General features: G+C 69.2%; 15 protein-coding genes. 9 read left to right on the forward strand and 6 right to left on the reverse strand.

The genetic code is table 11. The features are described from left to right. Nucleotides 1-1,095 (reverse strand): uroporphyrinogen decarboxylase, encoded by a 1,095-nt coding sequence (gene hemE, locus OG595_RS08720; protein ID WP_329269678.1) that lies wholly within the window; start codon nucleotides 1,093-1,095, stop codon nucleotides 1-3. A 129-nt stretch (nucleotides 1,096-1,224) separates the two neighbouring features. Here hemE and OG595_RS08725 point away from each other — a divergent pair, with 129 nt between their 5' ends. The 3 genes from OG595_RS08725 to OG595_RS08735 all read left to right on the forward strand — a co-directional run bounded on the left by OG595_RS08725 (nucleotide 1,225) and on the right by OG595_RS08735 (nucleotide 4,447). Next, entirely contained in the window at nucleotides 1,225-1,893 is a 669-nt protein-coding gene (locus tag OG595_RS08725; protein ID WP_327698258.1) for a DUF3000 domain-containing protein, read from the forward strand. Nucleotides 1,894-2,247: 354 nt separating this feature from the next. Further along, on the forward strand, nucleotides 2,248-2,907 hold the full coding sequence (locus OG595_RS08730; RefSeq protein WP_055530968.1) for a response regulator transcription factor: 660 nt from the start codon (nucleotides 2,248-2,250) through the stop codon (nucleotides 2,905-2,907). A gap of 250 nt (nucleotides 2,908-3,157) precedes the next feature. Continuing rightward, nucleotides 3,158-4,447, forward strand: coding sequence for a ribonuclease D (locus OG595_RS08735; protein WP_329269682.1), 1,290 nt, complete (start codon nucleotides 3,158-3,160; stop codon nucleotides 4,445-4,447). Between the two features lie 13 nt (nucleotides 4,448-4,460). Here OG595_RS08735 and OG595_RS08740 read toward each other — a convergent pair whose 3' ends face one another. The 3 genes from OG595_RS08740 to OG595_RS08750 are packed head-to-tail and all read right to left on the reverse strand — an operon-like array spanning nucleotide 4,461 to nucleotide 7,569. Further along, nucleotides 4,461-5,291: a carbohydrate ABC transporter permease gene (locus tag OG595_RS08740; protein ID WP_329269684.1), complete on the reverse strand. Its 831-nt coding sequence runs from the start codon at nucleotides 5,289-5,291 to the stop codon at nucleotides 4,461-4,463. Beyond that, nucleotides 5,288-6,235 carry a carbohydrate ABC transporter permease gene (locus OG595_RS08745; protein ID WP_329282738.1) on the reverse strand — a complete coding sequence of 316 codons (948 nt, stop codon included), beginning with the start codon at nucleotides 6,233-6,235 and terminating at the stop codon, nucleotides 5,288-5,290. The genes OG595_RS08740 and OG595_RS08745 overlap by 4 nt, the downstream gene beginning before the upstream one ends. A 20-nt stretch (nucleotides 6,236-6,255) precedes the next feature. After that, nucleotides 6,256-7,569, reverse strand: a complete 1,314-nt coding sequence (locus OG595_RS08750; RefSeq protein ID WP_329269686.1) for an ABC transporter substrate-binding protein — start codon at nucleotides 7,567-7,569, stop codon at nucleotides 6,256-6,258. Nucleotides 7,570-7,727: 158 nt separating this feature from the next. Between OG595_RS08750 and OG595_RS08755 the strand changes: the two genes are divergently transcribed. From OG595_RS08755 to OG595_RS08780, 6 genes are all read left to right on the forward strand, one after another. Beyond that, on the forward strand, nucleotides 7,728-10,190 hold the full coding sequence (locus OG595_RS08755; RefSeq protein WP_329269688.1) for a glycoside hydrolase family 2 protein: 2,463 nt from the start codon (nucleotides 7,728-7,730) through the stop codon (nucleotides 10,188-10,190). After that, a complete protein-coding gene (locus OG595_RS08760; RefSeq protein WP_329269690.1) occupies nucleotides 10,187-11,236 on the forward strand; it encodes a LacI family DNA-binding transcriptional regulator in 1,050 nt (349 codons plus the stop codon). Before OG595_RS08755 ends, OG595_RS08760 begins: the two co-directional genes overlap by 4 nt. A 155-nt stretch (nucleotides 11,237-11,391) precedes the next feature. Continuing rightward, nucleotides 11,392-12,618: a thiolase family protein gene (locus OG595_RS08765; RefSeq protein ID WP_329269692.1), complete on the forward strand. Its 1,227-nt coding sequence runs from the start codon at nucleotides 11,392-11,394 to the stop codon at nucleotides 12,616-12,618. Then, nucleotides 12,615-14,741, forward strand: a complete 2,127-nt coding sequence (locus tag OG595_RS08770) for a 3-hydroxyacyl-CoA dehydrogenase NAD-binding domain-containing protein (RefSeq protein ID WP_329269695.1) — start codon at nucleotides 12,615-12,617, stop codon at nucleotides 14,739-14,741. Before OG595_RS08765 ends, OG595_RS08770 begins: the two co-directional genes overlap by 4 nt. Before the next feature lie 254 nt (nucleotides 14,742-14,995). After that, nucleotides 14,996-16,441 carry a cellulose binding domain-containing protein gene (locus OG595_RS08775; RefSeq protein WP_329269697.1) on the forward strand — a complete coding sequence of 482 codons (1,446 nt, stop codon included), beginning with the start codon at nucleotides 14,996-14,998 and terminating at the stop codon, nucleotides 16,439-16,441. Between the two features lie 68 nt (nucleotides 16,442-16,509). Beyond that, the gene (locus tag OG595_RS08780; protein WP_329269699.1) at nucleotides 16,510-17,961 is read left to right on the forward strand and encodes a polysaccharide deacetylase family protein; all 1,452 of its coding nucleotides are present in this window, start codon (nucleotides 16,510-16,512) and stop codon (nucleotides 17,959-17,961) included. A 69-nt stretch (nucleotides 17,962-18,030) separates the two neighbouring features. Here OG595_RS08780 and OG595_RS08785 read toward each other — a convergent pair whose 3' ends face one another. Then, nucleotides 18,031-19,839, reverse strand: a complete 1,809-nt coding sequence (locus OG595_RS08785; protein ID WP_329269701.1) for a glycosyltransferase — start codon at nucleotides 19,837-19,839, stop codon at nucleotides 18,031-18,033. Next, the gene (locus tag OG595_RS08790) at nucleotides 19,836-21,107 is read right to left on the reverse strand and encodes a nucleotide sugar dehydrogenase (protein ID WP_329269703.1); all 1,272 of its coding nucleotides are present in this window, start codon (nucleotides 21,105-21,107) and stop codon (nucleotides 19,836-19,838) included. Before OG595_RS08790 ends, OG595_RS08785 begins: the two co-directional genes overlap by 4 nt. Nucleotides 21,108-21,176: the final 69 nt, after the last annotated feature.

Genomic DNA, 21,176 nt, shown 5'->3' on the forward strand with positions numbered 1-21,176 from the left:
TCAGCGGGCGGTGTTCGTGTGGACGTACTCCACGAGGCGGGTCAGGGCGTCCGGGGGCGTGTTCGGCATGACGCCGTGGCCGAGGTTGAAGATGTGGCCCTCCAGACCCTTCGCGGAGTCGAGGACCTCGCGGGTCTTGGCCTCGACGGCCTCCGTGGAGGCGAACAGGACCGTCGGGTCGAGGTTGCCCTGGAGCGCCTTGCCGGGACCGATGCGACGGGCGGCCTCGTCGAGCGGGACGCGCCAGTCGACGCCCATGACGTCCACGCCGGCCTCGCTCATGGGGGCGAGGAGCTCGCCGGTGCCGACGCCGAAGTGGATGCGCGGCACGCCGTATCCCTCGACGGCCTTGAAGACCTTCCGGGAGGCGGGGAGCACCGAGCGGCGGTAGTCGGCCGGGGCGAGGGCGCCGGCCCACGAGTCGAACAGCTGGACGGCGCCGGCGCCGGCCTCGATCTGGACCTTCAGGAAGGCCGCCGTGATGTCGGCGAGGCGGTCGAGGAGGTCCGCCCAGAGCTGCGGGTCGCCGTACATGATCGCCTTGGCGTTCTCGTACGTCCGGGACGGGCCGCCCTCGACGAGGTAGCTCGCCAGGGTGAAGGGCGCGCCGGCGAAGCCGATGAGCGGGGTGGCGCCGAGTTCGCGGGTGAGCAGGCCGATGGCCTCGGTGACGTACGGGACGTCCTCGGGGGTGAGGTCGCGGAGCTGGGCGAGGTCGGCGCGGGTGCGGATCGGCTTCTCGACGACCGGCCCGACGCCGGGCTTGATGTCGAGGTCGACACCGATGGCCTTGAGCGGGACGACGATGTCGCTGAAGTAGATCGCCGCGTCCACGTCGTGCCGGCGCACCGGCTGGAGCGTGATCTCGGTGACCAGCTCGGGTCGGGTGCAGGACTCCAGCATGGGGATGCCCTCGCGGACCTTGCGGTACTCGGGCAGAGAACGCCCGGCCTGGCGCATGAACCACACGGGCGTGTGCGGCACGGGCTCGCGTCTGCACGCCTTCAGGAAGGGGGAATCCTGCACGGCGTCGTTCTTGACGGCGCCGGACGTCGCTGTCGGCTGCTGGCCCGCGGGGCTCTGGTTCGCGCTCACGACCAGAAGTCTCGCACGCTCCGCCGACAGTCCCGCGAACAGCCCTGCCGACGGCTCTCACCGGACTGTGGCCCGTCCCACGGGTGTCCCTCCCCGCAAGGAGGCCCGGTTCCCCTTAATCTTCCCCGCATGGCTGCGGCTCAGGGACGACTGTCGGACGGCACTGGCGGAATGGACGACGCGAAGGAGGGGGACCGGGACGCGATGGATGCTGCTCCGTTGCCCTTCCGGGCCGCTGTCGACGCGTTGCGGACCGCGCGGCTGAGGCCGCAGATCGAGATCGAGCCGACGCGGGCGCCCCAGCGCCTGGCGCCGTTCGCGTACGCGCTGGAGGCGGCGGTCGTCGACGGCGAGGAGGATCTGGCCGACGGCCGGCTCGTCCTGCTGCACGACCCGGCCGGGCACGACGCCTGGCAGGGCTCCTTCCGGCTGGTGACGCTGGTGCGCGCCGAACTGGAGCCGGAGATGGCCGCCGACCCGCTGCTGCCTGACGTGTGCTGGTCCTGGCTGACCGGGGCGCTCCAGGCGCGCGGGCTGTCGTACGGCGAGGCCAGCGGCACGGTCACGCGCGCGAGTTCGCACTACTTCGGCGGGATGTCGGAGCGGCCCGCCGCCTCCCAGATCGAGATCCGTGCCTCCTGGACGCCCCGTGAGGGCCTCGGCGGCGTCCCGGACACGGCGTCCCACCTCGCCTCCTGGTGCGACCTGCTCGCCCAGATCGCGGGCCTGCCGCCGGCCGGCCCCGGGGACGCATCGGTGGTGACGCTGCCGCAGCGGCGGGGGCCCCAGTCCCGCTGAACCACCCCGACTTCCCACCGACCGGCTGAACGGCCTTGCGGTCCCCGTGCGGGGACCGCAAGGCCGTTCCTTTGTCGCCCCTCCACGCGCCCCCTTGTTCCCGGTATCGGCACGCCGTCTTTAGTAGCTCTTTGTCGATACGGCCACTTTCGGCCGCGTATCGACGCAGAGTGAAACCGTTCGATCTTCGGATGATCGATCGCGTGTCCGAATTGCACGGATTGTTACTCACCAGATCGTGATCTTTCTCTAAAGGAGCACAGGTTTGATGCCGAAGACCTCTGTGACCTTGAAAGCACGGTCGATCCGGTTTCACCCCCAGGACCGGATCCGTTCCGCACTCCAGGAGGCCTGGTGTCCGTTCTTCTTGAGCAGCCCGCAAGCCTGGTCGCCTACCGCCCGAACAAGCCGACCGCCATGGTGGTCGTGGCCGACCCCCGCGTCCGCTCCACCGTCACCCGCCACCTGTGGGCGCTCGGTGTGCGCGATGTGATCGAGGCCTCGTCCATCGCGGAGGCTCGTCCCCGCATCGGCAACCCCCGCGACATCTGCGTCGCAGACGTCCACCTGCCCGACGGCAGCGGGCTCACCCTGCTGTCCGAGACCCGTGCCGCGGGCTGGCCCAACGGCCTGGCCCTGTCCGCCGCCGACGACATCGGAGCCGTGCGCAACGCCCTCGCGGGCGGTGTGAAGGGCTACGTCGTCACCGGAACCCGCAACAACATCGGGCTCCCCAACCGACCGGGTGCCGCTCCCATCGGCGCCGGCGCCCGTATGCACCGCCGCCCCCCGGGCGCCCCGAGCCACCCGGGCGGCTACCGCGAGCTGTCCGGCCGCGAGGTCGAGGTCCTGCGACTGGTCGCCGAGGGCCAGTCGAACAAGGCGATCGGCGTCTCCATGGGCCTGTCCGCGCTGACCGTCAAGAGCCACCTCGCCCGTATCGCCCGCAAGCTCGGCACGGGCGACCGCGCCGGGATGGTGGCGGTGGCCCTGCGCACCGGAATCATCCACTGACACTGATTCCGGTCCCGATCACGACCCGATCCGACCTGATCTGATCTGACCTTCCTGACCGCTGATCCTGATCACTGACGAACGACCGTCGGCGCCCGGCCGCTGACGACCGTTCCGCCACTACTCCTGACCGAGATGACCGACAGAATTCACTGACACGTGTGACACGTGACCGGTTTACGACCCCAAGGCGCCCGTCGACGGAACGTTCCGTCGGCGGGCGCCGTCCATACACAGATACCCTTGACAGGTGACCGAAGCCCAAGAGACCGCAGCAGACAGCTCACTGCGAACCACCGGAGGCGCCCCTCCGGACGACAACGGATCTTCTGAGGCTCAGGCGCCGATCCCACTTCTCGAACCCCGTGACGGGATTCCGCCCGTCGTCACCGACGAGAACTCGCTCGCCGAGGTCATCGCGGCGTTCGCCGCGGGCACCGGCCCCGTGGCCGTCGACGCCGAACGCGCGTCCGGATACCGCTACGGACAGCGCGCCTACCTGGTGCAGTTGCGCCGCGAGGGCGCCGGCACCGCGCTCATCGACCCGGTCGCCTGCCCTGACCTGTCGGGCCTCGGCGAGGCGCTCAGCGGCGTGGAATGGGTACTGCACGCCGCCACCCAGGATCTGCCCTGTCTCCGCGAGATAGGTATGGTCCCCACTCACCTGTTCGACACCGAGCTGGCCGGACGGCTGGCCGGGTTCCCCCGGGTCGGCCTGGGCGCGATGGTCGAGGGCGTCCTGGGCTTCGTACTCGAGAAGGGCCACTCCGCGGTCGACTGGTCGACCCGGCCGCTGCCCGAGCCCTGGCTGCGGTATGCGGCGCTTGACGTCGAACTCCTGGTCGACCTGCGGGACGCCCTGGAGAAGGAGCTGGACCGGCAGGGCAAGCTGGAGTGGGCCCGCGAGGAGTTCGACGCGATCGCGTCGGCGCCGCCGCCGGAGCCCCGCAAGGATCCGTGGCGGCGCACGTCGGGCATGCACAAGGTGCGTCGGCGTCGGCAGCTCGCCGTCGTACGGGAGCTGTGGGAGACCCGGGACCGGATCGCGCAGCGCCGCGACGTGTCCCCGGGCAAGGTGCTGTCGGACGCGGCCATCGTCGAGGCCGCGCTCGCCGTGCCGGCCAACGTCCACGCGCTGGCCGGGCTGACCGGCTTCGGGCATCGGATGGGGCGGCGGCAGCTGGAGCAGTGGCAGGCGGCGGTGGACAACGTGAAGGCTCTCACCGACGCCCAGTTGCCCCAGCCCGGGCAGCCCGTGGTCGGGCCGCCGCCGCCGCGCGCCTGGGCCGACAAGGACCCGGTGGCCGCTGCCCGGTTGTCCGCCGCCCGGGCCGGGGTCTCCGCCCTGGCCGAGCGGCTGAACATGCCTCAGGAGAATCTGATCACCCCGGACACGGTGCGCAGGGTCTGCTGGGAGCCGCCCGCTCCGCTGGACGCCGGGTCCGTGGCCGCGGCCCTCGCCGGGTACGGGGCGAGAGGCTGGCAGGTCGAGCAGGTGACGCCGGTCCTGGTCGAGGCGCTGTCCGCCGAGGCGCCGTAGGCACACCGCGAAATCACCTCGTCGCCCCCTTCATGAAGCCGTTGTAGATGAACCGCTGCAACGACAGGAAAGCGGCCAGCGTCGGCAGGATGACCAGGACCGCACCCGCCGAAATGGTCTCCCAGTGGGCGGCGAAGGGGCCCTTGAAGCGGAAAAGGGACGTCGAAATCACGCCAAGATCTTCGGAGGGCATGTAGAGGAAGGGGATGTAGAAGTCGTTGTAGACGGTGATCCCCTTCACTATCACCACCGTGGCGATCGCCGGCCTGAGCAGCGGGAAGATGATCTTCCGGTAGATCGTGAAGGCGTTGGCGCCGTCGAGGCGTGCCGACTCGTCCAGGGAGACCGGGATCGACCGGACGAACTGCAGGAAGATGTAGATCGACACGATGTCCGTGCCCATGTAGAGCGCGATGGGCGCCCAGAGGGTGTCGAACATGCCGAAGCTGTTGACGATCTGGAACGTCGCCACCTGGGTGGTGACGCCGGGGACCAGGGTCGCCACCAGGAACAGGGCGATCACCAGCTTCCGGAAACGGAACGTGAAGCGGTCGATCGCGTATGCCGTCATCGAGCCGATGAGGACGGTTCCCGCGACGGCGAACAGGAGGATGAAGGCCGTGTTGGCGAACGCGGCCAGCATCTCGCCGTCCTGGAACGCCGTCACGTAGTTGTGGAGGTTCAGGAGATCGCCGGGCAGCGAGAGCGCCCCGCTGTCGTCCGCCATCTCCTGCTCGGACTTGAGCGAGGTCAGCACGATCACGCCCAGCGGCAGCAGGACCACCACCACCGCGAGGACCAGGGACAGGTACACGAACGTACGGGCAACCGCTCGGCGCGTCATACGAGGTCCACCCTGTCGTCAGGAACGAGCCGCCGCTGCACCCAGGTCGCGGCGAGCACGATCAGCAGCAGTACGACGGCCGCCGCCGAGGCGAGCCCCGTCTTGTTGAACTGGAACGCCAGCTTCACCGTCTGGATCACGAAGGTCTCGGTGCCGGTGGCCCCGCCGGTCATGATGTACGGGATCTCGAAGACCGAGAGGGAGCCGGAGATCGAGAGGATCACGGTCAGGCTCAGCACCGGTTTGATGCCCGGCGCGATGATGTACCGGAACTGGTGCCAGCGGTTCGCCCCGTCGAGTTCCGCCGCCTCGTACAACTCCCCCGGGATGGACTGGATCGCGCCCAGGAACAGGACGAAGTTCAGGCCCGTGTAGCGCCAGACCGAGACACCGGCGAGCGAGATGTTCGCCGACGTCGGGGTGCCCAGCCAGGCATGGTCCGTGTGGACGCCGAACACGCTCAGCACCGAGTCGAGGGTGCCGCCGTCCTGGAAGAAGTAGAGGAACACGAAGCCGATCGCGACCCCGTTGATCAGGTACGGGAAGAACAGCACGCCCTTGAAGAAGTTCCGGAAACGGACGTTGAAGCTGAGGATCGTCGCGAAGTAGAGCGCGGCGACGATCTGGAGCACGGAGGCGGCCAGGTAGTAGCCGCTGACGAAGAACACCTCGAACAGCTCGGGCCGGGTGAGGAGTTCGGTGTAGTTCCCGGCACCCGTGTAGTGCAGTTCGGGGCTGACGCCGTCCCAGTCGGTGAAGCTGTACGCGACCATGTTGACGATCGGCGCGTAGGTGAAGGTCAGGAGCAGCGCGAGCGGGGCGGCCAGGAACAGCCAGGGGGTGACCCCCCGCCACAGGTGTGCCCTGCGCGGGGGTGCCGGCGGGCCCGGGGTGACGGGCGCGGGCGGCGGTTCCTTCCGTCGCGCCGCCCTTCGTCCCGCCATGCCGGCCTCGGTGGTGTCCGTCACGACGACCCCACGGACCGCTGCGCCTCGGTCCAGCGCTTGCCGAGGTCTCCGAGGAAGTCGTCGAGGCTGCCCTTGCGGGCGCCGCGGGCCAGGTCGACGAGATCCTGGCGGTAGTCGGGGGCGTAGAGGCCGACCTCCGACTCGGTGTCGATGAGCTTGAGCTGCGCGCCCGCCGTGTCGTCGACCTCGATGAACTTCACCCCCGCCTCCTCGTACGGCTGGAGCACCTCGGGCAGGGGGGCGTCCTTGAGCGGGGAGATGGCCAGGTTGTCCTCCGCGTAACCGGACTTGTCGGTGAACCAGTCGATCCAGGCGCGGGCCGCCTCCTTGTGCTTGCTGTGGACGTTGACGCCCTGGTTGTAGTCGGGGCCGACAACCGCGCAGAACTCTCCGTCCACCTGGGCCGGGAAGGGCATGAACCCGATGTCGGCGGGGTCGACGCCGGCCTTCTCGGCGGCGTCCTGGAACTGGACGATCGCCCAGGTGCCGAGCCACTGCGTGGCGATCTCGCCCTTCGCCATCCGGGGCTTGGACGCCTCCCAGTTGGTGGTCGTCGGGTCCTTCTCGGCGAGTCCGTCGTGCACGATGTCGTACAGCAGGGTGTCGCCGACGCGCAGGTCCGCGCCCTCGGCCCACGGGTCGCTCTCGACCAGTTTCGTCGTGGCCCCGGTGTCGCAGCCGACCGAGCCGTTGACGGACGTCCATGAGGTGAGCGGCCACTGGGCGGCGAAGTTGGTGTAGTACGGGTCCGCGTCCGTCTTCGCCTTGATCGCCTTCAGGGCGGTGAGGAACCCGGCGGGTGTGGTGGGCCAGTCGGTGATGCCGGCCTCCCGCCAGATCCTCTTGTTGTAGAGGAACCCGGGGGCCACTCCTACCGGGCTCTGGCCGTAGACCTTGCCGTCGACGGTGGTGTAGTCGGTGAAGCGGTACTTCTTGGCGCGCTCCGCCTGGGTGCCGAGCGACGCGAAGAACTTCGGGTAGTCGCTCTTCTTGATCACCGCGGGGATCAGCAGGACGTCGCCGTAGTTCTCCGTGTTCATCCGGATCTTGACTTCGGCCTCGTAGTTGGTGAGGCCCTCGAACTCGACCTTCACCTTCGGATACGTCTTCCGGAAGTCGTCGGCGTACTTCTTCAACGTGCCGTCCTGCACGAGATCGGTCCGCACGGTGAGGACCTTGATGGTGCCGGTCACTTTTGACGGATCGTCAGGCGCCTTCGCGTCGGCGCCCTCCGAGGTTCCTCCGGTTCCGGTGCACGCGGAGAGCAGCAGGCCGGCGGTGAGGAGTGCGGGAATCGTACGGCGGTTCATGTGCATCAGCTCCGTTCGGGACGGACGAGCACTACTGGGATGGCTGATTCGGCACTCTGACACCACTTACTGAACCGGTACAGTCCCTATTTCGCCAAGGGTGCCACCATGTTTTCCGCGCTTGACCATCGCGGGAATGGAACGGTTTAGGAGTGCGCATGCTGGAGGCCACACCACTCACCGAGGGCTGGACCGTGCGGTACGAGGCGGGCGGACTGCCGGCCACCGTCCCCGGGTGCGTGCACACCGACCTGCTGGCGGCCGGGGTGATCCCGGACCCCTTCGTCGGCCGGAACGAGGCGGAGGTCGCCTGGGTGGGGCGCCGGGAGTGGACGTACGAGACACAGCTCGCGACCCCGTCTCCCGGTGGACGGCACGAGGTTCATGAGCAGACCGACCTGGTCTTCGACGGGCTCGACACCGCCGCCGAGATCCGGCTCGACGGTCAACTCCTGGGCCGGGTGCGGAACATGCACCGCTCGTACCGCTTCGACGTGACCGGCATGACCGGACGGCTGTCCGTGCGGTTCGCCTCCGCCTACGCCGAGGCCGAGGCCGTACGGAAGCGGCTGGGTGAGCGGCCCGGCGCCTATGCCGAGCCCTACCAGTACATCCGGAAGATGGCCTGCTCCTTCGGCTGGGACTGGGGGCCGACCCTCGTCACCGCGGGGATCTGGCGGCCGGTGCGCCTGGAGCAGTGGTCGACGGCCAGGATCGCCCAGGTGCGCCCCGCGGTGACGGTCGACGAACACGGCCTGGGACACGTGGAGTTGGCGGTCGACGTCGAGCGCACCAGAGTCGAGGCCGGGCTGACCCTGGAGGCCCGGGTGCGCGGTCGCGGCCTCTCCGGTGTCGGCGAGGTCCTGGCCCGGGGCGAGGTCGACGGGGCCGGTGGTGCCGTACGGCTGGAAGTGCCGGACGTGGAGCTGTGGTGGCCCCGCGGGTACGGGCAACAGCCGCTGTACGAGGTTGAGTTGACGCTCCTTCACGGTGATGTCCCGCTGGACGGCTGGCGGCGGCGGGTCGGGTTCCGGACCGTCGGGCTCGACACGTCCTCCGACGCCCACGGGAGCGGGTTCACCCTGGTCGTCAACGGGGAGCGCTTGTTCGCGCGGGGCGTCAACTGGATCCCGGACGACGTGTTCCCGTCCCGGATCACCCCGGAGCGGTACCGGGAGCGGCTCGCGCAGGCGGCCGGTGCCGGTGTGGACCTCGTCCGGGTGTGGGGCGGCGGGATCTACGAGAGCGAGGACTTCTACGACGTCTGCGACGAGTTGGGGCTGCTGGTCTGGCAGGACTTCCCCTTCGCGTGCGCCGCCTATCCCGAGGAACAGCCGCTGCGGGGCGAGGTGGAGGCGGAGGCCCGGGAGAACGTCGTACGGCTGATGCCGCACCCCTCGCTCGTGCTGTGGAACGGGAACAACGAGAACCTGTGGGGCTTCAGGGACTGGGGGTGGGAGCGGACTCTCGCCGGGGAGTCGTGGGGCGAGGGGTACTACCTGGGTGTACTGCCGCGCGTGGTGGCCGAGTTGGACCCCACCCGGCCCTACACGGCGGGCAGTCCCTGGTCCGGGTCCTGGGAGCGGCATCCGAACGATCCGGCGCACGGTACGCACCACTCGTGGGAGGTGTGGAACCGGGCGGACTACGCCGACTACCGGCGCGAAGTCCCGCGATTCGTGGCCGAGTTCGGGTGGCAGGCACCGCCGGCGTACGCCACGCTGCGGCGCGCGCTGCCCGGCGAGACACTCGCATCGGACTCTCCGGGCATGCTGCACCACCAGAAGGCCGAGGACGGCAACGACAAGCTGGAGCGCGGGCTCGCCCCGCACTTCCCCCTGCCGGAGGGGGACTTCGACCGGTGGCACTACCTCACCCAGCTCAACCAGGCCCGTGCCGTCGCCGCCGGGATCGAGCACTGGCGTGCGCACTGGCCGGTGTGCGCGGGGACCATCGTGTGGCAGCTCAACGACTGCTGGCCGGTGACGTCATGGGCGGCGGTCGACGGGGACGGGCGGGAGAAACCGCTGTACCACGAGCTGCGGCGGCTGTACGCGGACCGGCTGCTCAGCCTTCAAGTGCGAGGAGCGGGTGTGGTGTTGGCCGTCGTCAACCAGGCGGCGGAGCCGTGGGCGGGGACGGTGGAGCTGCGGCGGATGTCCGTGGACGGAGGGGTGGTGGGTGAGCCGGTGCGGGTCCGGTTCGCGGCGGAGCGGCGGGCGGTCGCCGAGGTGCGGGTGCCGGGGGAACTCGTGCCGGTGGGGGCCAAGGAGTTCCTGGTCGCGGATGCCGACGTCGGCACGGAGGAGGCCGACGGGTCCGCCGGAGCCGGCGGGGAGGCGCTGCGGGCGCTGTACCTCCCCGTCCCCGACCGTGAAATCCCTTACCCCCGGCCCGAGTTCGACGTGCATGTCGCTCCGGGGGTGGTCACGGTGACGGCTCGTACCCTCGTACGGGATCTGCTGCTGCAGGCGGACCGGCTGGACCCGGGAGCGCGGGCCGATCGCGGGCTGGTGACCCTGTTGCCCGGGGAACGGGTGACCATCGGGGTGCGTGGCTGGGAGACTCCGGATGCCGAGACCGCCCGATCGGCCCTGTACTGCGTGGAGCCCGCCAGATGACGGCATTGCCGACCCCCCGCGTCACCATCAAGGACGTCGCCGCGCGTGCGGGCGTGTCCAAGGGGGCCGTGTCCCTCGCCTTCAACCACAAGCCGGGGCTCGCCGAGGCGACCCGGGACCGGATCTTCACCGCCGCCCGTGAGCTGGGCTGGGAGCCGAACCTCACCGCGCGGTCGCTGGCCGGGGCCCGGGTGGACGTGGTGGGGCTGGCGATCTGCCGGCCGGCCCGGCTGCTCGGGCTCGAACCGTTCTACATGGACTTCATCTCGGGCGTGGAGAGCGTCCTGACCGAGCATTCGTGCTCGCTGCTGCTCAGGCTCGTACGGAATCTGGAGGAGGAGGTCGGGCTCCAGGAGTCCTGGTGGAAGGGGCGGCTCATCGGCGGGGCGATCCTGGTGGACCTCCGGGCGGACGATCCCCGGGTCCCGGCGGTCGAGCGGCTCGGGATGCCCGCGGTCGCGGTCGGGCATCCGTCGTTCACCGGCGGCCTCACCTCCGTGTGGACCGACGACGCCACGGCCGTGAGGGAGGCGGTGCGGTATCTCGCGGCGCTCGGGCACCGGCGGATCGCCCGGGTGGGGGGTGCGGCGGCACTCGGGCACACGAACATCCGTACGGCGGCGTTCGACGAGGCCGCGCGGGAGCTCGGTCTGGCCGGGGCGTCCCAGGTCTCGACCGACTACTCCGGCGACGCGGGGGCCCGGGCCACCCGGTCGCTGCTGTCCGCCGCGTCGGCGGACCGGCCCACGGCGATCCTGTACGACAACGACATCATGGCGGTCGCGAGCCTGTCCGTGGCCGCGGAGATGGGACTGGGCGTGCCGGCCGACGTGTCGCTGCTGGCCTGGGACGACTCGCAGCTGTGCAGGTTGACGCGGCCCACGCTGTCGGCGATGAGCCATGATGTGCACGGGTTCGGGGCGGATGTCGCCCGGACGCTGTTCGGGGTGATCGCCGGGGACGTCGGCGGGTCGCATCCGGCGGCCACTCCCGTGCTCACTCCCCGGGGTTCCACCGCGCCGCCCAGGGGGTTCCCGCGCCCCTGATGTAACCGGCGGTAACATATGAGCTGTGTGACGTTCACCGCTCCTCCCCCCAGGGGTGGGCAGCACGGTTACTCACAAGTAGCATGGGGCTGAGCGCCCGCTCAGCGGTTGCGTTTCGCAGCAGTGCCGTCCCGCACCTTTGGAGGAGAGCCATCGTGCCTCGTACCGTCAGGGATGTCGTCTTCGTCGACGGCGTCCGCACCCCGTTCGGCAAGGCGGGCCCGAAGGGCATCTACCACGAGACCCGCGCCGACGACCTCGTCGTGAAGGCCATCCGGGAGCTGCTGCGCCGCAACCCGGGTCTCGACCCCAAGCAGATCGACGAGGTCGCCATCGCCGCGACCACGCAGATCGGCGACCAGGGGCTGACCCTGGGCCGCACGGCGGGCATCCTCGCCGGGCTGCCGCAGTCCGTACCGGGTTACTCGATCGACCGGATGTGCGCGGGCGCGCTGACCGCCGTCACCACCGCCGCCGGTTCGATCGCCTTCGGCGCGTACGACGCCGTCATCGCCGGTGGCGTCGAGCACATGGGCCGTCACCCCATGGGCGAGGGCGTCGACCCGAACCCGCGGTTCGTGAGCGAGAAGCTCGTCGACGAGTCCGCCCTGTTCATGGGGATGACCGCCGAGAACCTGCACGACCGTTACCCGCACATCACCAAGCTGCGCGCCGACGAGTACGCCGTGCGCTCGCAGGAGAAGGCCGCCAAGGCGTACGCCAACGGCAAGATCCAGCAGGACCTGGTGCCCATCTCCGTACGGAACACCAACGCGGAGGTCGGCGAGACGGGCTTCGGCCTGGTCACCGCCGACGAGCCGATGCGGCCGGGGACCACCCTGGAGAACCTGAGCGGGCTGAAGACGCCGTTCCGGGTGCACGGGCGGGTCACCGCGGGCAACGCGGCCGGTCTGAACGACGGTGCCACCGCGTCGATCATCGCGTCCGAGGACTTCGCGCGCGAGAACGACCTGCCCGTCAAGATGCGCCTCGTCTCGTACGCCTTCGTCGGCGTCGAGCCCGAGGTCATGGGCTACGGTCCGATCCCGGCGACCGAGAAGGCCCTCGCCAAGGCAGGCCTCGGCATCGGCGACATCGGTCTGTTCGAGATCAACGAGGCCTTCGCCATCCAGGTCCTGGCCTTCCTCGACCACTACGGCATCGCGGACGACGACGCGCGCGTGAACCAGTACGGCGGTGCCATCGCCTTCGGTCACCCGCTCGCCTCCTCGGGTGTGCGTCTGATGACGCAGCTGGCCCGTCAGTTCGAGGAGCAGCCGGAGGTCCGTTACGGCCTCACCACCATGTGCGTCGGCTTCGGCATGGGCGCCACCGTCATCTGGGAGAACCCGAACCACAAGGACGCCGGAGGCGACAAGTGAGCACCACCGAACTCCTCAAGGGCGCGGCCGAGCTGTTCCCCGACGAGGTCGTGACGTCCGCGCACGTACGCCACCTCGACCTGCCGTTCAACGCCGGCCGCTTCGCGCTGATCACCCTCGACAACGGCTTCGACCACACCAAGCCGACCACCTTCGGCCCGGCCTCGCTGGCGAACCTGAGCATCGCCATCGACCAGGTCGAGAAGGAGGCGTCGGCCGGCGAGATCGTCGGTGTCGGCATCACCGGCAAGCCGTTCATCTTCGCGGTCGGCGCCGACCTCAAGGGCGTCGAGCTCCTGAAGAACCACTCCGACGCGCTCGCCATCGGCAAGGGCGGCCACGAGGTCTTCAAGCGGCTGGCCCAGATCGCCGTCCCGACCTTCGGCTACTACAACGGTGCCGCCATGGGTGGTGGCGTCGAGGTCGGTCTGCACTGCTCGTACCGGACCGTCTCCGCGGCCCTGCCGGCCTTCTCGCTGCCCGAGGTCTTCCTCGGTCTGGTCCCCGGCTGGGGCGGCTGCACGCTGCTGCCGAACCTGATCGGCGCCGACAAGGCCGTCACGGTGATCATCGAGAACTCGCTCAACCAGAACAAGCAGCTCAAGGGCGGGCAGGTCTACGACCTCGGGATCGCCGACGCGCTCTTCGAGGGCGCGGACTTCCTGGAGCAGTCGCTGCTGTGGACGGCCGCCGTCCTCAAGGGCGAGATCGTCGTCGAGCGCCCGGCGATCGACCGCGGCGAGGCCTGGGACCAGGCCGTCGCGCGCGGCCGGTCCGTCGCCGACAGCAAGGTGCACGGGGCCGCCCCGGCCGCCTACCGCGCGCTGGACATCATCGCCGCGGCCAAGGACGGCGACCTGCAGAAGGGGTACGACGCCGAGGACGTGGCGCTCGCCGACCTGATCATGGGCGGCGAACTGCGCTCCGGCATCTACGCCTTCAACCTGGTCCAGAAGCGCGGCAAGCGCCCCGCCGGCGCGCCGGACAAGTCGCTGGCCCGTCCGGTCACCAAGGTCGGTGTCGTCGGCGCCGGTCTGATGGCCTCGCAGCTCGCGCTGCTCTTCCTGCGCCGCCTTGAGGTGCCGGTCGTGCTGACCGACATCGACCAGGAGCGCGTCGACAAGGGTGTGGGCTACGTCCACTCCGAGATCGACAAGCTGCTGCTCAAGGGCCGCGTCAACCAGGACAAGGCCAACCGCCTGAAGGCCCTGGTCACCGGTGTGCTGGACAAGGCGGAGGGCTTCTCCGACGCCGACTTCATCATCGAGGCCGTCTTCGAGGAGATCGGCGTCAAGCAGCAGGTGTTCGCGGAGGTCGAGGCGGTCGCCCCGGCGCACGCGATCCTCGCGACGAACACGTCGTCCCTGTCGGTGACGGAGATGGCGTCCAAGCTCAAGAACCCCGAGCGGGTCGTGGGCTTCCACTTCTTCAACCCGGTCGCGATCCTCCCGCTGCTGGAGATCGTGCGCGGCGAGCAGACCGACGACGCCTCGCTGGCCACGGCGTTCGGTGTCGCCAAGAAGCTGAAGAAGACCGCGGTGCTGGTGAAGGACGCTCCGGCGTTCGTCGTGAACCGCATCCTCACCCGCTTCATGGGCGAGATCCAGAACGTGATCGACGAGGGTACGTCGGTCGAGGTCGCGGAGAAGGCGGTCGAGCCGCTGGGCCTGCCGATGTCGCCGCTGGTGCTGCTGGAGCTGGTCGGTCCGGCGATCGGTCTGCACGTCTCGGAGACCCTCAACCGGGCGTTCCCGGACCGCTTCACGGTCTCGCCGAACCTCGCCGCCGTCGTCAAGGCCGGCAAGCGCGGCTTCTACGTGTACGACAGCGGGAAGCCCGAGCTGGACCCCGAGGTCGCCGCGCTGCTGAAGCAGGGTGACGTCGTCCTGAGCGAGGAGCAGGTGCGGGACCGGGTGCTCGACGCGGTCGCCCAGGAGATCGGGCTCATGCTCGACGAGGGTGTCGTCGCCGAGGCCCAGGACATCGACCTGTGCCTGATCACCGGCGCGGGGTGGCCCTTCCACCTGGGCGGTGTCACGCCGTACCTGGACCGCGAGGGTGTCTCCGAGCGGGTGAACGGGAAGCGGTTCCTGGCCCAGGGCCTGGCGAGCGTCCCGGCGTAACGGAACATTCACGGCGGAACATTCCGCCGGGAGCGCGGGCCGCACGGTGACCTCACCGTGCGGCCCGCCGCTTTGCCGCGCCATCGCGGGGCGCGGACCGCACCGGGCCTGTACGGACGTTTCCGTCTTGTGTTCTGTTCAGCTCCTGCGGATAACACCTCACCGATAGGATCTGCACAAGATCCGACCATATGGATCACTCATACGACCATTTCGGTCCCAATGTCGTCCAACCATCCTGCGGAGGAACTTCCGTGTCGTCCAACCGCCGACAGCCCCGCCCCCGCAGCCGGGTCTGGCCCAAGATCAAGCTGCTGCTCCTCGTGGGCGCGGTCGTTGCCGGCGGTACGGCGCTCTATCCGCTGTGGCGAGCCGCGAATCCGGATCCGCCGGAGCTCACCGTCCGGTACCGGACCGACACGGCGGCCACGGCGGTGGCGGCCAGGCCGTCGCTGGAGGTCTTCAACGAGTCGAAGCAGTCGCTGCCCCTGAGCGAGGTGACGCTCCGGTACTACTTCACCGCGGACGGCGCCTCCGCGTACGCCTTCAACTGCGTCCAGGCCGCTGTCGGCTGCTCGAACATCGCCGGAACCATCGGCACACCGGACGAGCCCACCGACACCGCCGACCGGTACCTCGAAATCGCGTTCACGGCCGGGGCGGGTTCCCTGAAGCCGGGTGCGAACAGCGAGGGCATCGAAGTGCAGCTCTACCGCGTCGACCACAAGGAGCTGAAGCAGTCCAACGACCGCTCCTTCGACGACACGATGACGAGCTACAAGGAGTCGAAGAAGGTGACCGCGTACAAGCGCGGTGTCCTCGCCTGGGGCGAGGAACCGAACGGCGACAAGCCCAAGAGCGACAGCGCGGGGACGCCGTCGGCATCCGCCGCGGCCGGCCGGGCGCCGGTCGTCCCCGCCAAGGCCGTCTTCGACAACTTCAACTACCTCGGCCCCAAGGACCCGGCACTCTTCAAGCACGGCTGGCTGGTCCGCACCAGCAAGGGCGGCCCGGGAATCGACGACACCTGGTCGGCGGACGGCGTCAGCTTCCCCACCGAGGCGAACGCCCAGGGCCACGGCCAGGTGCTCCAGCTGCGCGCCACCACGGACGGCACCAAGGCCGGTACGAAGCAGGCGAGCCTCGGGACCGCCGCCACCGAGTTCCGCGAAGGCACGTACGCGGCCCGGATCCACTTCAGCGACAAGCCGACCGAGGGCGAGAACGGCGACCACGTCAACCAGACCTTCTACACGATCGGCGGCAGCGGCACCAAGTACAGCGAACTGGACAACGAGTACATGCCGAACGGCGGCTGGGGCGCGCCCGGCCCCAAGCTCGACACCACCAGCTGGTACAGCGTCGAGGCCGGGGACCGGGTCACCACCAAGACCGAGGAGAGCCTCGCCGGGTGGCACACCATGCTGATCACGGTCGCCGACGACGTGGTCACCTACCGCATGGACGGCCGGAAGCTGTTCACCAGCACCGGCAAGTACGTCCCTCGCGCCGGTATGTCGGTGAACTTCAACACCTGGTTCGTGGACCTGCCGTTCAAGGGCGACCGCACCTGGGACATGAAGGTCGACTGGCTGTACTACAACGCCGGCGCCACCCTCTCGCAGAAGCAGGTCGAAACGGCGGTGAAGGGCTTCAGCGACAGCGGCATGAACTACTTCGACACGGTCGCCAAGCCCTGACCCCCGGGTCCGTCCACCGCGGTCCACAGCCGCACACACGCACAGGCGCACACACGCAGGAGCCCCCGATGAGCAATGAGCCGTTGTCACCACGCGCCCTGAGCCGGCGCTCCGCACTGCGCCTGGCCGGCACGGGAGGTCTCGCGACCGCCGGAGGCACGCTGGTGGGCGCCGCGACGGCCCAGCCCGCGGCGGCTGCCGCAGCAGCAGCGGCGATCGGCGGACTCGGCACACCGCCGCCGTACGCCCCGTCGGGACGCCGGCCCAAGTACCGTCGGGCCACCTGGAGCCAGCAGTTCCAGGCAGGGCACGGCTGGTCCGCCGGGGGCGCCGGCACCGCGTCGGCCGAACCGAACGACACCTCGGTCTTCGTCCGCGGAACACAGTCGGTGCGGGTCACCACCACGGGTACGGGCACCCAGTCGTACGTCCGCAGGACCGCCCAGCCCGCGATGAACCTGACCGGGAAGATGATCCGTCTGCTGCTGCGGGTCGAGGACACGGCCAAGCTGTCCAAGCTGGTCTTCTACCTCGGCAGCGGCTCGTTCGCGAACTTCTTCGCCTGGACGTTCCACAACCACTCGGCCACGTCGGCCAACTACGTCCAGTCGGGTGAATGGGTCACGGTCCACCTCCAGTGGGCCGACGTCACCAGCGCGGTCGGCACGTACTCGATGTCCGCCGCCGGTGTGCCCTCCACCAGGACCGGGTTCACCGACATGTCGTTCGCCGTGTACGACAACGCGGGCGGACCGGTGACGTACCGGCTGCAGTCCGTCGAGCTGGTACCCGACACCAGCACCGTCTTCCCGAAGGGAGCCGTCTCGCTCACCTTCGACGACTCCCACAGCTCGGTCCACAGCCTGGCCCGGCCGACGATGGACGCGTACGGGTTCGCCGGCACGGTCTACAACATCGCCGACGCGATCGGCACCGGCACCTTCCTGACCGTCGACCAGATGCGCTCGATGCAGGACTTCTCCGGCTGGGAGATGGGCGGGCACTCGTACGCGACGGCAGCCCACACGGCGAGCTACAGCAGCCTCACCGCGCAGCAGGTGGACGACGACTTCCGGCAGTTGCGGGAGTGGCTGGTGTCCAATGGCTTCAACAGCGAGCACTTCGCGTATCCGCACGGCGCGTTCCAGAAGACGACGGACGGCGTTCCGGTGGATCTCATCGCGACCCGCCACTTCACCACGGCCAGATCGATCATCTCCGAGACGATCGAGTCCTTCGCCCCGGCGATGCCGTACCGCCTCAAGGCCCTGACGGGCATCAACGACGGTTCGGGCATCGGAGGCACCACGCTGGCCGCCCTGACCGCCGCGGGCGGCAGGCTGGACCGCTGTGCGAACAACGGCGACTGGCTCATCCTCTGTCTGCACAGGATCGTCGCCGGAACTCCGGCCAGCAGTACGGAGATCAGCCAGGCCGGGCTCGACACGCTCATGGCGGCGATCAGCTCCCGGGGCATCCCGGTGGTGACCGTCTCGGAGGCGATGGCCTACTACACCTGACGCGACCGGTGGGCAGGGGAAAGGGGGTGGGCCACGTGGCCCGCCCCCTTTCCCCTGCCCGCCGGGGCTCTACCAGCCCGGCCCCTGGCCCTGCCCGTGACCGTGCCCCTGTCCCTGTCCCTGTCCCTGTCCCTGGTGCCAGTAGGGATCCACGTACTCGCCCTCCTGGGGGTACTGACCCGGCTGCCCGCCCTGCTGTTGCTGCCGGCCGGGGTACTGGCCCTCGGCGGGATACCACTCGCCGTTCTGCTGCTGGGGCTGGGTGTTGTACTGCTGGGCACCCGGGCCCTGCGCCCCCCATGTCACGCGCTGCTGGGGAACGCCCTGGAGCCGACCGGCGTCCTGAGCGGCCGGTAGCGGCTGCTCGAAGACGACGGCGGACGGGCGAGGAGCCGTACGCGCCAGTGCCACGCCTTCGAGACGCATCAGCTGGAGCGTTTCGCCGACCTTGGGGTCGGAGTACGGGTCCTCTTCCTCGTAGATCTCCGTCACGTCGTTCTCGTGGTCCCCGGCGACCGAAACCTCGACGCCGCCCTGCCTGGTGCCCCAGCTGCCCTTGTGCAGGGTGAGGAGGGCGTAGAAGCGGAGCGGGGTGAGCAGGGTCAGCTGGATCACACCGTAGATCGGTGCGAGCAGGAACATGCCGAAGCGTTTGACGAAGCCCATTCCCCGGCGCGGGAAGTCGAGGTACCGCACGTTGCGGAGGTATCCCATGAGCACCATGAAGATGCCGTAGTCGCCGAGGTGACGGAGGAACTGGTCCGGCTTCATGATGGGCAGGATGACCATCGAGTAGAACATCGCCGAGCCGAAGACCAGCCACAGCGCCAGTTCCATGCAGGTCAGCCAGAAGGCCGGCCGGTACTTCTTCTGGTGCCGGAAGGCCCACAGGGACTCGCGGAAGAAGGACTTGTTCCAGCGGACCTGCTGACGCAGGAAGTGCGGCAGTTTCTCCGGCACCGCCGTGTAGCCGACGGCGGTCTCCTGGAAGACCACCTGGCCTTCCATCAGGCAGTAGTTGGTCATGCGGCGGTCGTCGCCGAAGACGGCCGGCTTGCCCAGGAACTGCTGGTTGAGGAAGTCGGGGAGGTACTTGCGGACCAGCGTCCCCCGGTAGGCGGAGAGCGCGCCGCAGCAGCACAGCACGGACTTCAGACGTGAGTACGCGGCCCGCTCGAAGAGGAACGAGTTGCCGTACCGCAGATCCTGGAGGCGCGTGAAGATGTTGCTGTCGTGGTTGAGCGCCAGCACCATGCCCGTGGAGGCCATGATCTTCTCGTCCGCCATCGGCAGGAGCAGCTCACGGACGGTGTCCCGGGAGAGCACGGTGTCGGAGTCGACACACAGGAAGATGTCCGTGTAGGGCGCCGCCTCGAAGCCCAGCGCGAGCGCCTCGCGCTTGCCCTTGTTCTCCGGCTGCACGCTGACCGTGTACTTCACACCGCGGGCCTCGAACTCGCGGCGCATCTTCTTCGCCGTCCTGATGCCGCTGTCGCTGGCGCTGGCGTCGTCGATGATGTGGATCTCGTTGGGGAGCCGGCTCTGTACGAGGAGGCTGCGCATGCCCTGCTCGAACATCACCGGGTCCTCGTTGTAGATCGGGATGACTGCGGTGACCCAGGAGTTCTCCAGGTACTCCAGTCCTTCCCGGTCCGCCTTGGCCGGCCGGTAGAAGAGGGCACCGAACATCTTCAGGGCCAGCAGGCCCATGGCCCCCATCGAGTACAGGTGCAGTGAACCGGCGTCGAGCCGGGTGGCGATCAGCGCGGCGAGGCCGAGGAAGACGAGGTACGAGACCTTCAGATGCCTGCGCTTGCGGTGCCGCTGACGCCCGTCGGTGTCGACGGCGCCGGGTATGTACGGGTCCTCGGAACTCACAGCTTGACCACCCGGGGATGATCGGCGGACTTGCCGCGGGTGTCGAAGAGCATCCGGGCGCGGTCGGCCAGCAGGTCCAGGTCGATCTCGCGGTGGGGCTGGAGCAGGATGGTGAGGTCCGCCGCCTCGGCCTCGGCCAGGTAGTCGTCGGCCCGCTCGACCGGCAGTCCGCCGACCGTCCAGTCGGCGACGCGCGGGTCGAAGTAGACCAGTTCGGCGCCCCGGGCGCGCAGGTTCTCGGCCACCGCCAGGGCGGGGCTCTCGCGCTGGTCGGAGATGTCGGGCTTGTAGGTCACACCGAGCAGCAGGACCCGCGAGCCGCGGACCGCCTTGCTCCGGTCGTTGAGCAGGTCGGCCGCCCGGTTGACCACGTGTACGGGCATACGCTGGTTGATCTCCTGCGCCAGCTCCACGAAGCGGAACGGGATCCCGAGCGAACGGACCTTGTACGACAGGTAGTTGGGGTCGATGGGAATGCAGTGACCGCCCACTCCCGGACCTGGGTAGAAGGGCGCGAAGCCGAACGGCTTGGTGGCGGCGCAGCGGATCGCGTCCCACAGGTCGACACCGATCTCACGGCAGAACATCGACATCTCGTTGACGAGGGCGATGTTCACGTGCCGGTAGGTGTTCTCCAGCAGCTTGGCCATCTCGGCCTCGCGCGTACCCTTCGCCTCGACCACGCGCGTCACGAAACGCTCGTAGAGGGCGCGGGCCGCCTTGGTGCAGTCCGGGGTGATGCCGCCGACCACCTTGGGCGTGTTCTCCAGGCCGTAGCGGGGGTTTCCCGGGTCGATGCGCTCCGGGGAGAAGGCCAGATGGAAGTCCTTGCCGACGCGCAGGCCACCGGCCTCCAGCCGCGGCCGTACGACCTCGTCGGTGGTTCCGGGATACGTCGTCGACTCCAGGACGACGAGGGTGCCCGGAGCCAGGTTCCCCGCGATGTCCTCGACGGCCGCGTGCACCGCGCCGAGGTCCGGGGAGCCGTGGTCGGTGAGCGGGGTCGGGACGCAGACCACGACCGCGGCGGCGTCGGCTATGGCCTCTGCCCGGTCGACCGCTGTGAAGCCCTGCTCCAGCATGGAGCGGACCTCTGCGTCGGTGATGTCGTCCACATGCGACCGGCCGGCGTTCAACCCGTCCACAACCCGTCGGCTGCGGTCGAGACCGACCACTTTCAGCCCTGCCGCCGAAGCGGACCGGGCGAGGGGAAGCCCGACGTAACCGAGCCCCACTACTAGTAGATCCACGGTGGTGGCTCTGCTCACGACATCATTCCCATCCCCGTTCCACCGGCGAATCGCCGCGTGAAGGTAAAACTTCGGTCCTCAGTAACA

The organism is Streptomyces sp. NBC_01451 (assembly GCF_036227485.1).
In the GTDB taxonomy this organism is placed as follows: domain Bacteria; phylum Actinomycetota; class Actinomycetes; order Streptomycetales; family Streptomycetaceae; genus Streptomyces.